Here is a 14,086-nt window from a genome sequence, read left to right on the forward strand (position 1 = left end):
CGATGTCTTCATGCCCCGTAGACGTGTGGCGGGGCGCGGTGGTTCAAGGTGCGCGCCGAGCGGGTCCGGCGGTCGCGCGGCGTCAGCGTGGTGGGGTCGCGGTGAAGGCGGGGCTGAACTCGGTGGTCTTCGGGGTTTCCAGGAGCGTGCGCACGAACTCGCCCCGGAAGTTGACGACCTCGACCCGGTCGACCTTGGGCTGCCCGCTGTCCCAGCAGAAGAGGTGATCCTCGTTGTACCACCCGAGCACCTTGTCGCACTCGGAGCTGAATCGGGTGAGCTCCTTGCCGCCGTCGGTGGCCCAGATGCAGTGTTCCTGGTTGCTCGCCCCGGGGCAGCTTGAGGTGAAGCGGGTGCCCGCCGGGGAGAAGATGTTGAGCGTGTCGCTGGGCAGCACGCCGATGCGCAGGTCGGGGCGGCTCGGGGCGACGTCGGAGAGGAACCGCAGGCCCCTCTCGGAGCCGTTCGTGGTCTGGATCACGGCGCCGGTGCCCCGTTCGTCGAAGCTGTAGAGCGAGCCCTTGGTGTCGTTGAACGTCTTGTCGGACACCGTGGCCTTGCCGGTCTTGACGTCCACGATGACGTAGCCCGCGGCGAGCCCGTTCGACCGCGCGACCGCCAGCAGGACCCGGTTGCTGTCCCGCGACCAGTCGCGCACACTGGCGATCATGGGTCTTTTGACCGTCTTGACGACCTTGTCGGTGTTGGTCGTGCGGTCGGTGATCGTCAGGGTGTCGTAGTTGTCCTCGCTGTAGCGCTTACCGCGGCTTGCGAGGTAGCGACCGTTGGGGGAGACCCTGCTCTCCCAGTTGTTGGGATATAGCTGGAACTTCCCGGTCAGGGTGGCGGAGGCGCGTGCGTAGTCGATCCAGTCGTTCTTGGCCTTGTCCCGGATCTCGTAGGAGGTGAGCCGGATCGCGTCGTCCGGATGCTCAAAGAGCCTTCCGCGGCCGTCGGGCAGTTCGGTGACGGTGAGACCGGTGACGGGCACCGGGTGCGTCGTCGTGGGGGAGGGGGTCGGGGTCTTCGTGGTCCGGGCCGTGGTGTTGCCCTTGCCGCCGGTATTCCCCATGATCAGCACAGCCGCCACCAGTAGCACGATGACGGCGGCGGCACCCGACAGCGCCGCCAGGAACATCCCGGTCCGCGATCCGGGCGCTCTGATCCCGCCCGCGTGGATGGCGGTGCGCTGCACCCGGGGCGGGGTCGCGCTGGGGGCGGCCCACGGGGACGGTTGCTGCTGAGGCTGCCGGTTCGCCTGCGGCCCGCCGGGGTTGTTCCACTGAGCCTGAGCCGGGGGGTTGCCCGGCACGGGCGGGTTCGGCGGCGGCTGGCTCGGCGCGGACCAGCTCTGCCCCTGAGGCGGCCTGCCCTGGGGAGGCGGCTGCGACGGGTGCGGCCTGCGGGCGTGTGATCCCGCTGCCGGGTTTTGAGGCGACGGGTTTTGCGGCGATGGAGCGTGCGGCGACGGGTTTTGCGGCGATGGAGCGTGCGGCGATGGAGCGTGAGACGAGGGGGTGTGCGGCGGCAGGGGGGGCGGCGAGAACGCGTGCGGGGACGGCGTATGCGGCGGCAGGGGATGCGGCACCGGGTGGTGCTGCCCGGGTGCCCCCGCCGCGGGTGGCGCCGCCGGGTGCGGAGCGGCGTGCGGCTGCCGCGGGTGCCCGCCCGGCCCCCAGCCGGGGGGCGGCGGGTTCCAACCGTGCGGCTGTACGGCGGTGCCAGGTTTGGGAGGCGGCGGATAGCCGCCGTGGCCGGGCCCGAGCGGCGGGTGCTCGGGGGGAGCCTGCTCGGCCGGTGCGTGGCCTGCGGGCGCGGACCCGTCCGCCGGTTTGTGGTCGACCGGCGTGGGATGGCCGGCCACGTCCCCCGGGGCCTCCTTCGAGTGGGATCCCTCCTCGGGGGGCGTCTGGTCGGGGGACTCCGGGTCGAGGAGCGTCCCCGATGGCGCCGCGGGAGGGAGCGCGGCAGGGGGCGCGGGCGGCAGTGCCGTGGCCGCCGCCGTGGCCGCGTCGCGCAGGTCGGCGGGCATGGCGACCGGGTGCTGGATGAGCCGCAGGATCACCTGTTCCGCGGTCGGCCGGTTGGCGGCGTCCTTCTCCATGCAGGAGCCGACGATGTCGCGCAGCGGACCGGGCAGCACGCTGAGGTCGGGCTCGGTGTTGAGCACGCGGTTGATGACCGCGGGGAGGGTGTCGCTGCCGAACGGCGCGGCCCCCGAGGCGGCGAAAACCATCGTGCTGGCCCAGGAGAACATGTCGGTCACGGGGCTCACCGGCTGCCCGAGGATCTGCTCGGGCGCCATATAGGCGGGCGTGCCGACCGGCATGGAGGAGGTCAGGGTGGAGGTCGCGTCGAGCGCGCGGGCGATGCCGAAGTCGATGACGCGCGGGCCGTCGTGGGCGAGCAGGACGTTGGCCGGCTTGAAGTCGCGGTGCACGATGCCGGCCTGATGGATGGCGGCGAGAGCGGTCGCGGTGCCGATGGCGAGGCGGTGCAGGGCCGCGCCGGCGCGCACGCCCTGCGTGACGACGACCGCCTGCAGGGAGCGGCCGTGGACGTATTCGCTGATGATGTAGGGCCGCTCGTCCTCGACACCGGTCCCGATGACCTGAGCGGTGCAGAAGGGGGCGACGCGCTTGGCGACGGCGACCTCTCTTACGAACCGCTCCACCATGATGTCGTCGCCCGACAGGTCGGGACGGAGCCATTTGATGGCGACTTCGTTGCCCGCGGAGTCGACCGCTAAGTAGACAACTCCCTGTCCGCCTTCGCCCAGCCGACCACGGAGGTCATACTCTCCGAGCCGGGCCGGGTCTCCCGACCTCAGCGGTGCTGAAGTTGACATAGAGCGATTGTTACGCCTTGGAGTGTCATGGGCCAACGAATGCACTTGTGTGTGCACGTATTCGGACGAGCTGGTGAGCATGTCGGCATGAGGCTGACGCAAATAAGACAAATCATCAGTCCTTGCCGTGGGTGAGCATACTGCGCTCTCGCGTTAATGGCAGCCGATCTGGCAACTCCACTCTTAACCGAATAGGATTCGGACATGTCTGGCGCTCTCGCGATGTCTAGAACCCACCGTGCACTCGACCAGGAAATGATCAATCGGGTAGCCCGTTACGTGACCTCAAGCGGGAAAACCCAGCAGATCGTCGCCCCCTTCACCGGTGAGCCCTTCGCCGAACTCCCGATCTCCTCCGCCGACGACGTGCGCGCCGCCCACGCCCGGGCCCGCGCCGCACAGGAGTCGTGGGCAGCCCTGCCCCTGAGGGAGCGCGTCCGCCCCTTCCTCCGCCTGCACGACACCATCCTTGAGCGGCGTACGGAGATCCTCGACGTCGTCCAGTGGGAGACGGGCAAGGCGAGGAGCCACGCCTTCGAAGAGGTGCTCGACGTGGCCGGGTGCACGCTCTACTACGTCCGCGAGGCCCGCGGGCTGCTCAGGCCCAAACGGCGCAGGGGGGTCTTCCCGCTGGCCACCGGGGTGATCGAGCTACGCCACCCCAAGGGGGTGGTCGCGGTGATCTCACCGTGGAACTATCCGCTCACCCTCGGCGCCACCGATGTGATCCCCGCCCTGATCGCGGGCAACGCCGTCGTCCACAAACCCGACACCCAGACCGCGTTGTCGACCTTGTGGCTCATCGACCTGCTGGTCTCCCTCGGCATGCCCCGCGACGTCTGGCAGGTCGTGGCAGGCGATCCGGGCGAGGTCGGCGACCCGCTCATCGAAGGGGCCGGCTACGTCGCCTTCACCGGTTCCACCCGCGCGGGCCGCAAGATCGCCGCCGCCGCGGCCTCCCGGCTGATCGGCGCGTCCCTGGAACTCGGCGGCAAGAACCCCATGATCGTGCTCCCCGACGCCGACCTCGGCCGGGCCGCCCGCGGAGTGCTCAGGGCGTCCTTCGCCAACGCCGGTCAGCTCTGCCTCTCCATGGAGCGCATATACGTGCACGAGTCCGTGTGCGAACCCTTCACCCGGAAGCTCATCGAACAGGTCGAGGGCATGAAACTCGGCGTGGGGCTGGACTGGAGCGTCGACATGGGCTCCCTGACCTCCTTCCGCCAGCTTGAGCAGGTCACCGCGCATGTGGAAGACGCGGTGGCCAAGGGCGCGACCGTCGTCACCGGTGGCCGGGCCAGGCCCGACCTCGGCCCGATGTTCTACGAGCCCACCGTGCTCACCGGCGTCACCGAGGAGATGGCCGTCTGCCGCGAGGAGACCTTCGGTCCCGTGGTGGCGCTCCACCCCTTCAAGAGCGAGCACGAGATCGTCGAGCGCGCCAACGACACGGTCTACGGCCTCAACGCATCGGTCTGGACCCGCGACGTGGCCAAGGGGCGGGAGATCGCCTCGCGGATCAAGGCCGGCACGGTCAACGTCAACGAGGGCTACGCCGCCGCCTACGGCTCCTACGACGCCCCCATGGGCGGCATGAAGGCCTCCGGCCTCGGCCGCCGCCACGGTGCCGAGGGCCTGCTCAGATACACCGAGGTGCAGAACATCGCGAGCCAGGCGTCCTGGCTCGGCTTCGAGGCACCGGCCGGCATGACGCACGAGACCCACGCCGCCACGCTGGCCTTCCTGCTCAAGACGATGCGGCGGCTGCGGGTGAAGTGAACCCGGCGTCCGGGGCTTGTGCCGTACGGCATGAGCCCCGCTCGTTCTCCGGGTGCCGGAGGGTTCGATCTCCCGGCGGAGGGCTCGTTTTCCCGGGGAAAGCCGAGCCCGGCGGCGTGTTGCGGCCTTGACGGAGGCGGATTTTGTGCCTCCGAAACGCTCCAAAGCGCCATGATGGTTCGGCATAGGAGGTCGAACCATGTGGGATCTTGACGAGTTCGCCCGGGCAGCGGAGATCACGACCGAGGCGCTCGCGACATATGTGGCCGAAAGCCGGAAGGGCGTCGGCCCCGTTCTGCGCCGGAGTCCACCGGATGAGTTGTCGGAACGCCTCAGGCTAAGACGCTGGATTAGTGAAGGGGGGATGACACCGGAGAGCTACCGGGAGTTCCTCGAAGGATTCCTCGATGAAAGCACGAGGATGCATCACCCCTTTTATATGGGCCACCAGATCGCTTCACCTGATTTTCCCGCCGCGCTGGCGGAGTTCGTGCACGGGATCGTCAACAATCCCGTCGCCGTCTATGAGATGGGGGCGCCGGGCGCCACCGTCGAATTCGAGGTCCTGCGCTGGATGCTGGACAAGGCCGGGTTCCACTCCGGCAGCGGGGTGCTCACCCACGGCGGCTCCCTCGCCAACCTCACGGCGCTGCTGGCCGCGCGGGCTCATGCCGTACCCGACGCGTGGACCGAGGGGGTGCCGCGGGATCTTGTGCTGCTCGTGCCGCCAAGCGCGCACTACTCCGTCGCGCGGGCCGCGGGGATCATGGGGCTCGGCGCGCGTGCCGTCGTGCCGGTCGGCGTCGACCCGCTCGGGCGCATCGACGTGGGCGCGCTGCCCGCCACCCTCGCGGCATTACGCGCTGAGGGACGCAGGCCGCTCGCCCTCGTCGCGAGTGCCGGCGCCACCGCCACCGGGCTCCACGACGACCTGCGCGGTCTCGCCGGGATCTGCCGTGCCGAGGGCGTCTGGCTGCACGTCGACGCCGCACACGGGGCGTCCGCCCTGCTCACCGAGGGTTACCGCTATCTGCTCGACGGCATCGACCAGGCCGACTCGATCATCTGGGACGCGCACAAGATGCTCCGCACCTCGGCCCTGAGCGCCGCCGTGCTGGTGCGCAGGGAGGGCGATCTGTCCCGCGCCTTCCAGCAGGAGGCGAGTTACCTCTTCTACGGCGACCAAGGTCACGATCTGCTCGGCCGCGCCGTCGAATGCACCAAGGCCGAGATGGGGCTGAAGATCTTCCTCAATCTGGCGTGGCGCGGTGAGCGCGGCCTTGGCGACTACGTCGCCGCGAGATATGCCACCGCTCACCGCTTCTGGGAACTCGCGATGAAACGCCCGGACTTCGTCTGCCCCTACGAGCCCGAGTCCAACATCGTCTGCTTCCGCTACGCGCCGGGCGGGCGCGACATCGACCACGCCGCTCTCAGGGAGGACCTCCTGCGGGACGGCACGGCCCAGCTCACCTCCGTCGAGCTCGCCGGGGTGCGCCATCTGCGCCTGGTCGTCATGACCCCCGCCACGGACGACCACACCCTGGAGACCCTCCTCGACACCGTCGCCGAGGCCGCCGCCGCTAGATCAGCCAATCCCTCAGGGACCCCATGAACCGCTCGAACGTGTCGCGGTGGATCGTGTGATCGGACCGCTCGACCGTTCTGACCTCGAAGCCCCGGCTTTCCAGCTCGGCGGCGAACGCGGGCGGCACCAGGAAGCTCGGGTCGGCCACCTGCACCAATGAGGGCACGACCGGGGCCGGTGTGAAGTCCCGGTCGGCCGCGGTTTCCAGCAGCCGGGCCGTCTCGGGATCCCAGCCGGCCAGCATCTTGAGCTCCAGATCGACCTCCTCGTCCGGCCAGGTGGGCTGGACGGCTCTGATCTGGTCCCGGGTGGAGTGCTTGGCCGCCATCAGATTCTCGGCTACGCCGGCTCCGGGAAGGCGGAAGGCCGGGTCTGAGTAGATCGCCCGATACGGTCGCAGCCGCTCCACCGCAAGAGCAAGGGTGAGTCCGCCGATCGAGTGCCCAATGGCCAGCACCGGGTCGCGGGGCACGCTGTCGATCACCCGCTCGGCGAGCAACTCCGGGGTGTAGTCCGGCTCCCGGTCGCTCTCCCCGTGCCCGGGAAGGTCGACCGCCACCACGTGGTAACCCAGCTCCGCCAGGGCCGGGCCGACACGCCACCAACACCGGGAATCGGCCATGATCCCGTGGATCAGTACCGCCACCCGGTCGCCCGTGCCCCACTCGCGGGTAAACAACTGTTTAGGTTTCACGATCTCCACATATCACACCGATCCCGGCATGCGCTCGGGTCCTGCGTGGGGTGTCGGCGCGGCAGTAAGCAGTGCAATCGGTACAGCTAGACTGACGGGGTCCAGTGCAGACATGGGGGGTTTCTTCGGTGTCAGAGTTCGACACTGTCCTCGTCGTTGACTTTGGCGCGCAATACGCGCAGCTCATCGCGCGGCGCGTGCGTGAATGCCACGTTTATTCGGAGATCGTGCCCTCGACCATGCCGGTCGAGGAGATCCTCGCGAAGAACCCCAAGGCGATCATTCTGTCCGGCGGCCCGTCCTCCGTCTACGCCGAGGGTGCACCGGTGCCCGCCGAGGGGCTGTTCGAGACGGGTGTGCCGACCTTCGGCATCTGCTACGGCTTCCAGGCCATGGCCCTCGCGCTCGGCGGCGAGGTGGCCCGCACCGGCATCGCCGAATACGGCGGCACCGCACTGGACGTGATCGACGAGGGAGTGCTGTTCGCCGGGCTGCCCGCCGCGCAGAAGGTCTGGATGTCCCACGGGGACAGCGTGGCCGCCGCGCCCGCGGGGTTCCTCGTCAATGCGTCGACGGCCGACACGCCGGTCGCGGCGTTCGAGCACCCGGAGCGCGGGCTCTACGGCGTGCAATTCCACCCTGAGGTGCTCCACTCCGAGCACGGCCAGGAAGTGCTCAAGCGGTTCCTCGACGCGGCCGGGTGCCGTCCTTCGTGGACCATGCTCAACATCGTCGAAGACGCCGTCGAGGCGGTCAGGGAGAAGATCGGGCCGGAGGGCCGGGCGATCTGCGCCCTGTCGGGCGGCGTGGACTCGGCCGTGGCCGCCGCGATGGTGCAGCGGGCCATCGGCGACCGTCTGACCTGTGTTTTCGTTGATCACGGGCTGCTGCGCAAGGGCGAGGCCGAGCAGGTCGAGCAGGACTTCGTGGCGGTCACGGGGGTCAAGCTGCGGGTGGTTGACGCGGCCGACAGGTTCCTGAAGGCGCTTGACGGGGTGACCGACCCGGAGGAGAAGCGCAAGATCATCGGCCGGGAGTTCATCCGCGTCTTCGAAGACGAGCAGCGGGCGATCCTCGCCGACGGTCCCGTCGACTTCCTCGTGCAGGGCACCCTCTACCCCGACGTCGTCGAGTCGGGCGGCGGCACCGGCACCGCCAACATCAAGTCGCACCACAATGTGGGCGGCCTCCCCGACGATCTCGCCTTCGACCTGGTCGAGCCGCTGCGCACGCTGTTCAAGGACGAGGTGCGCCGGGCCGGCGAAGAGCTCGGGCTGCCCGCCGCGATGGTGTGGCGCCAGCCGTTCCCGGGGCCGGGGCTCGGCATCCGCATCGTGGGCGAGGTGACGCGCGAGCGGCTCGACCTGCTGCGCGAGGCCGACGCGATCGCCCGCGAGGAGCTGACCCGCGCCGGGCTCGACCGCGACATCTGGCAGTGCCCCGTGGTGCTGCTCGCCGATGTGCGCTCGGTCGGGGTGCAGGGCGACGGCCGCACCTACGGCCACCCGGTGGTCCTGCGTCCGGTCAGCTCGGAGGACGCGATGACGGCCGACTGGTCCCGCGTCCCCTACGACGTGCTGTCGCGGATCTCCACCCGGATCACCAACGAGGTCCGCGAGGTCAACCGGGTCGTGCTCGACATCACGAGCAAGCCGCCGGGCACCATCGAGTGGGAGTAGCGGTCCCTTTTCCGGTCGCCGCCTTTGATCGTCCCCGGTGAGGGCCGAGGCACCCGGTCTTGTCACTCGGACGATCCGGGGGATGTCGCCGGGCCGCTGAACACTTGGGACGAAGAACGGATCGCCTCACCGCGCCGTGGATGCCGGCCACTGCGACGTCAATGTCGGCCACCGTGACTGGATGTCGGCCACTGCGACGTGGATGCCGGCCACCGTGGCTGGATGTCGGTCACCGTGACTGGATGTCGGCCACTGCGACGTGGATGTCGGCCACTGCGACGTCAATGTCGGCCACCGTGGCTGGATGTCGGCCACCGCGACTGGATGCCGGCCACTGCGACGTGGATGCCGGCCACCGTGACTGCCAGGCCGATCCCCTCACTCGAGGCGATGAGCCCAGGACATGGGCGAAAATGAGCGCCCCCCTGAGGTTTCAGGGGCGGTGTGGTTTTCGGGGCTCTTGGGCGGCGGTGATCGCCACGATCGTGGGCGGCCCCCACGGCGGCCTGCTCGGCGAGGCCCTGCCGGGTGGCGGTTCGATCCGCCGTTTAGGGCGTGGGTTCGCTCACTTGCGAGGGGGATAGGTCTCTCCCGGCGACAGGGGCCTGCCACGCAGCAGTGCCGACACCGTGACCAGGTGATATCCGCGTTTCTTCAGCGCGGCCAGAATCGACGGCATGGCCTCGACGGTGGCCGGCACGGGGTCGTGCATCAAGATCACGCCGTTCCTGCGGGCCATCGACAACACGGCGCGCCGGATCGCCCGTTCCTCCCGCAGCCGCCAGTCCTCTGTCGTGCCGGTCCACATCACCTGCGCGAGCCCCAGCGACTCGGCCACCGACAGGACCCGGTCGTCGGTCGCTCCGTACGGTGGGCGCATGGTGGCCGGTGCCCGCCCCGTGGCCTTGGCGATCAGCCGCTGGGTGCGGTCGAGCTGGTGGGCGATGTCCTCGCCCGGGAGTTCGGTGAGGCGCGGGTGGCTGTAGGTGTGGTTGCCGATCTCGTGGCCTTCACGCGCGATGCGCCGCGCCAGGCCGGGGGAGCGGGCGACGGATCTGCCGATCAGGTAGAACGACGCTTTCGCCCGGTGTTTGGCGAGGATGTCCAGCAGGGGGCCGGTGGTCTTCGCGGGGCCGTCGTCGAAGGTCAACGCCAGGCACTTCACCACCGCGCAGTTGACGGAGGGCGCCTGCTTCCGGGGTGGTGCCGTGGTTAAGGCCGCTTGTGCCGTACTCGATGTGGCCTGGGCCGGGCTGGAGGTGGCGTGTGCCGTACTCGGGATGAGGAGTGCGGTGGCCAGGACGGCTGCGGCGATGAGCCTCAACGGCGGGTGTCCCTCCGGTTGGTGGAGCCGGTGTGCGGGTGTGCTGGATGGATCTTGGCTTTACCGTCCCACATTCCGATGAGAACCGGCTGGGTGGGGCGCTTTCAGCGGGAAGTGTATGGATTTGACCTCTGCGGCGGGCCTTGATGTGCCATATCGGCATGTGCCGCCGCGGCTCTCGGTTGTTCGGCCCGTGCGGGTCAAGTGACCGCCAAGGAAGGGGTCACAGCCGACCATGTCCGGTGCCGGGGCGGGCCGGGGCCGCCATGCTCTCCGGCGAGGTTCCCGTCGGCCGCCCGGTGCCCGTCCCACCCGGCTGTGCCGTTCCCGCAGCGTGACGAGCCAGACCCGTGTCCGATCCCCCGACCCCCACCCGGACCGCAAGACCGATCCAAAAGGAGCTCCGCCATGGCGCCCTTGCTCAGTGTCGTCGTCCCCTTCCACAACGTCGAGGTCTACCTCGACGAATGTCTCGCCTCACTGGCGGGCCAGACTCTCGAAGACGTCGAGTTCGTCCTGGTCGACGATGGATCCATGGATTCGAGCGCGGTCGTCGCCAAGGAGTGGGTGGAGCGCGATCGGAGGTTCCGCGTCGTCAGCCAGGGCAACCAGGGGCTCGGCCCGGCGCGCAACACCGGCGCCGCCCACGCCACGGGCACCTATCTCGCCTTCGCCGACAGCGACGACGTGCTCCCCCGGGCGGCATACGAGATGCTGGTCGGTTCCCTTGAGCGCACTGGCTCCGACATCTCCTGCGGCGGGGTGCGGCGCATCGGCTCGGCGGGCATCACCAAGTCCTGGTCGCATATCGAGCCCTTCCGCAAGACCCGTAGAAAAACACACGTGCGCGAGTTCACCCCGCTGCTGCAGGACCGCACGGTGTGGAACAAGGTCTATCGCCGCACGTTCTGGGATGTGCACCGTTTCGAGTTCCCGCCTGGGCTATATGAGGACTCGCCGGTGACGGTCGCCGCCCACGTCATGGCGCAGTCGGTCGACGTGTTGAGCAACGTGGTCTATTACTGGCGCATCCGGGAGGACGGCGACCGTTCCATCACCCAGCGGGCCAGGGAGCTGCCCAACATCGCGCACCGCATGGCGGCGGTGCGCAGGGTCGGCCGGTTCCTCTGCGACAAGGCCCCCGAGCTGAAGCCGCTCTACGACCGCTACATGCTCGACGTCGACCTGCACGTGGTCGTCGACGCGGTGGCCGCGGTCCCCGCCCACGAGCGGGAGAGGCTGCTCGATCTCGCCGACTCCTATCTCGTCGACATCGACCGGGAGGTCTTCGAGGGGCTGACCTCGATCCGGCGGCTCAAGTTCCACCTGGCCCGCAGGCGCATGGTGCCGGAGCTCATGGAGGTCATCGCCTATGAGGCGCGCGGCGCGGCCTCGGGGCGGGTCAGGAGCGTCGGGCTGCTGCGGCCGAAGTGGTTCGTCGAGCATCCCTTCTTCAGAGACCGGACCCGGGGGGTGCCCGACAGCGTCTATGAGTTCAGCCGTGAGATGGTGCTCGACGCGCGGGTCGAGGAGGCCGTGCCCTGCGAGGGAGGGCTCAAGCTGATCGGCCGGGCCTTTGTCAGGGGGCTCAACGCGGCCTCGGCCGACCAGACGAGGATCCGGCTCTGGCTGGCCGATCCGGCCGGCGGCTCGAGTGTGGAGCTGCCCGTGGTCCGCACCGCGCGGCCGGAGATCACCGCCGACGCCGGGGACGCCGCGCACGTCTACGACTGGGCGGGGTTCGAGGCCAGTGTCGAGTTCGCCGCGCTGCGCACCGGGCGCCGCTGGCGCAGATGCACCTGGGAGCTGCACGCCGAGGTGGCGGGCAAGGGCGTCGTCAGGTCCGCCCGCGCAGCGGGGCCCCGGCAGTCGCACCGCCGGCTCTTCCACGGCAGGGAGGTGGTGCCGCGAGTGTGGGTGCAGCCGCTCTGCACTGAGGAAAACCTGTTCTCCCTCCAGGTCAACGAGGTCAGGGCCATGGTGACGGCGGCGTCGGCCGGCGACGACGGCATCGAGCTCAGCGGGTGGGTCAAGAAGCCGCGGCCCGGCGCCCGGCTCGCTCTGGTGCGGCGGCAGGCCCGCAGCAGGGTCGACATCCCGGTCACGCTGACCGCCGAGCTCGGCAGGTCGGCCGAGTTCCACGCGCGCATCCCGCTGTCGGCGCTCCCCAGCACCGGCCCGGCCTCCGCCGTGCCGCGGCTGCCTGTGGTCGGCGACGGCGTGCTCTGGGACTTCTGGATGCTCGGCGCCGGCAAGAAGAAGCGTGTGGCGGTGGTGGGCGAGCTGACGCTTCCCCGGCACGCCGACGGCGTCAGGGAGGCCGCGCTCACCCGCACCATGTCGGGCTGCCTCAGCCTCGTCGAGCGTGCCCCGAGGCTCGTGATCAGGCAGGTGCACTGGACCGACGACGACCGGCTGGTGCTCCGGGGCGACGTCGCGGCCGGTGGGCTGCGGCCCAAGGTCGTGATCCTGCGCCGCCGCCGCAGCGGCGAGCAGCGCGAGGTGCCGGTGCGGTTCTCCGGCGGCCGGTTCACCGTGGAGCTCGCCCCCGCGCGCATGCCCGGCCTCGCGGGGGAGGTGCCGCTCGGCCACGGCATGTGGGATCTGACGGTCGACAGCGCCGAGGGCGAGGTGCCGGTGGTGGCCGACCGGGCCGTCTACCCCGATCTGCCCGCCGCCCGCCGCGCCGGGCTCCACGAATACGCGGTGGGCACCCACCACTCCGACTCGGCACACCTTCGGGTGCGCCTCGCCCTCGACCGCGACGAGCGCGGTGTCCGCGCCCAGACGGCGCTGCGCACCGTCGCCTACCCCCGGGCCCGCCGCGCACCGCTGCGTGACCTCGTGGTCTTCGACAGTTATGCCGGGTCGCAGTTCTCGTGCAACCCACGCGCGATCTTCGAGGGGCTCAGGGAGCGCGCCCCCGAGCTCGCCACCGTGTGGGTGACCAGAGACGGCCAGTTCACGGTGCCGCCCGGCACTTCCACGGTCCTCGCCGGCAGCAGGGCACATTACGAGGCGATGGCCAGGGCGCGTTACGTCGTGGGCAACTACGGCCAGCAGCCGTGGTTCGACAAACGCGGCGGCCAGCTCTACTTCCAGACCTGGCACGGCACACCGCTCAAGCTGATGGGCCACGACCTCGCGACCATGCCATACCCGCGGGCCGAGAAGCTCGACTGGATGGCCTCCGAGGTGCCGAAGTGGGATCTGCTGATCTCGCCGAGCGAGTTCGCGACGCCGATCATGCGCAGCGCCTTCGGCTATGAGGGGGAGGTGCTGGAGATCGGTTATCCGCGCAACGACGTCTTCTTCCGGCCGGACGCCAAGAAGCGGGCCCGCGAGGTCCGGAGCCTTCTCGGTCTCCCAGAGGGCGCCCGCGTGGTGCTTTACGCGCCGACGTGGCGCGATGATCGGCACCTGGCCGCCGGGAGGCGGATGTTCAACCTCGAGCTCGGCCTCGCCCGCCTGTCGGCGGTGCTGGGCGACGACACGGTGGTGCTGCTGCGCACCCACTATCTGATCACTGACAGGGGGCGGCTGCCGCTGCCCGCCTCCGTGATCGACGTCTCCCGCTTTCCCGACATCGCCGAGCTCTATCTCGTGGCCGACGTGCTGCTGACCGATTACTCCTCGGCGATGTTCGACTTCGCCAACACCGGGAAGCCGATGGTGTTCTTCACTTACGACCTCGCGCGCTACCGCGACGAGGTGCGGGGGTTCTACTTCGACCTCTCGTCTTGCGCGCCCGGCCCACTGGCCGCAACCTCCGACGAGGTGATCGACATCCTGGCCGACCTCGACCGGGTGTCGTCTTCCTACGTCGCTGCCTATGGCCGCTTCCGAGAACGCTTCTGCCCCCACGACGACGGCCACGCCACGGAACGTGCGCTCGACCGTCTGCTGTGGGGGTGATCGTCTGCTCAGGGGGTGGCCGTTGGGCTGAGTGCCCATCTGGCCGTCACCCGGTCACCGTCCGGCCGGGTCACGGCGGCAGGCCGCCTCTTTGTGCGCTTCGTGGGGTGCGCGCCAGGGGTGACCTGTTCGCAGCGCTCGAACCTCGGCATGCCTCGCCGCACCCGGGGTGGGTGCCGGGGGACCTGTTCGCAGTGCCCGGCCTTTTTTGCCCCGCGAGCGGGCTGAGCGGTGTTGCGTGTGGGGTTTTGCCTGCCTC

Annotated in this window: 7 protein-coding genes; 4 read left to right on the plus strand and 3 right to left on the minus strand. The window is 69.7% G+C overall.

What is annotated here, in order from left to right:
• Positions 1-82: 82 nt before the first annotated feature.
• Positions 83-2,848 carry a serine/threonine protein kinase gene (locus Ssi02_RS38550; RefSeq protein ID WP_239128612.1) on the minus strand — a complete coding sequence of 922 codons (2,766 nt, stop codon included), beginning with the start codon at positions 2,846-2,848 and terminating at the stop codon, positions 83-85.
• A 204-nt stretch (positions 2,849-3,052) separates the two neighbouring features.
• Here Ssi02_RS38550 and Ssi02_RS05320 point away from each other — a divergent pair, with 204 nt between their 5' ends.
• Both Ssi02_RS05320 and Ssi02_RS05325 read left to right on the plus strand, forming a co-directional pair.
• Complete coding sequence (locus Ssi02_RS05320; protein ID WP_204021634.1) at positions 3,053-4,627, plus strand: succinic semialdehyde dehydrogenase; 1,575 nt, start codon at positions 3,053-3,055, stop codon at positions 4,625-4,627.
• Positions 4,628-4,826: 199 nt separating this feature from the next.
• Positions 4,827-6,242, plus strand: a complete 1,416-nt coding sequence (locus Ssi02_RS05325; protein ID WP_204021637.1) for a pyridoxal phosphate-dependent decarboxylase family protein — start codon at positions 4,827-4,829, stop codon at positions 6,240-6,242.
• On the opposite strand, the gene Ssi02_RS05330 is transcribed toward Ssi02_RS05325, so the two are convergent.
• Positions 6,211-6,909 carry an alpha/beta fold hydrolase gene (locus tag Ssi02_RS05330; RefSeq protein WP_204021639.1) on the minus strand — a complete coding sequence of 233 codons (699 nt, stop codon included), beginning with the start codon at positions 6,907-6,909 and terminating at the stop codon, positions 6,211-6,213. The genes Ssi02_RS05325 and Ssi02_RS05330 overlap by 32 nt on opposite strands.
• Before the next feature lie 128 nt (positions 6,910-7,037).
• Here Ssi02_RS05330 and guaA point away from each other — a divergent pair, with 128 nt between their 5' ends.
• Complete coding sequence (gene guaA / locus Ssi02_RS05335; protein ID WP_204021641.1) at positions 7,038-8,588, plus strand: glutamine-hydrolyzing GMP synthase; 1,551 nt, start codon at positions 7,038-7,040, stop codon at positions 8,586-8,588.
• A 565-nt stretch (positions 8,589-9,153) separates the two neighbouring features.
• Here guaA and Ssi02_RS05340 read toward each other — a convergent pair.
• Positions 9,154-9,912, minus strand: coding sequence for a polysaccharide deacetylase family protein (locus tag Ssi02_RS05340; RefSeq protein WP_204021643.1), 759 nt, complete (start codon positions 9,910-9,912; stop codon positions 9,154-9,156).
• A 408-nt stretch (positions 9,913-10,320) separates the two neighbouring features.
• Here Ssi02_RS05340 and Ssi02_RS05345 point away from each other — a divergent pair, with 408 nt between their 5' ends.
• Complete coding sequence (locus Ssi02_RS05345) at positions 10,321-13,827, plus strand: bifunctional glycosyltransferase/CDP-glycerol:glycerophosphate glycerophosphotransferase (RefSeq protein WP_204021645.1); 3,507 nt, start codon at positions 10,321-10,323, stop codon at positions 13,825-13,827.
• Positions 13,828-14,086 lie beyond the last annotated feature (259 nt).

The sequence above is a fragment of the Sinosporangium siamense genome (assembly GCF_016863435.1).
Taxonomy (GTDB): Bacteria; Actinomycetota; Actinomycetes; order Streptosporangiales; family Streptosporangiaceae; genus Sinosporangium; species Sinosporangium siamense.

What these genes read in the sequence shown, in the direction of transcription:
- Ssi02_RS38550 (WP_239128612.1), bottom strand. Translation starts at nt 2,848, where the DNA reads ATGTCAACTTCAGCACCGCTGAGGTCGGGAGACCCGGCCCGGCTCGGA.
- Ssi02_RS05320 (WP_204021634.1), top strand. Translation starts at nt 3,053, where the DNA reads ATGTCTGGCGCTCTCGCGATGTCTAGAACCCACCGTGCACTCGACCAG.
- Ssi02_RS05325 (WP_204021637.1), top strand. Translation starts at nt 4,827, where the DNA reads ATGTGGGATCTTGACGAGTTCGCCCGGGCAGCGGAGATCACGACCGAG.
- Ssi02_RS05345 (WP_204021645.1), top strand. Translation starts at nt 10,321, where the DNA reads ATGGCGCCCTTGCTCAGTGTCGTCGTCCCCTTCCACAACGTCGAGGTC.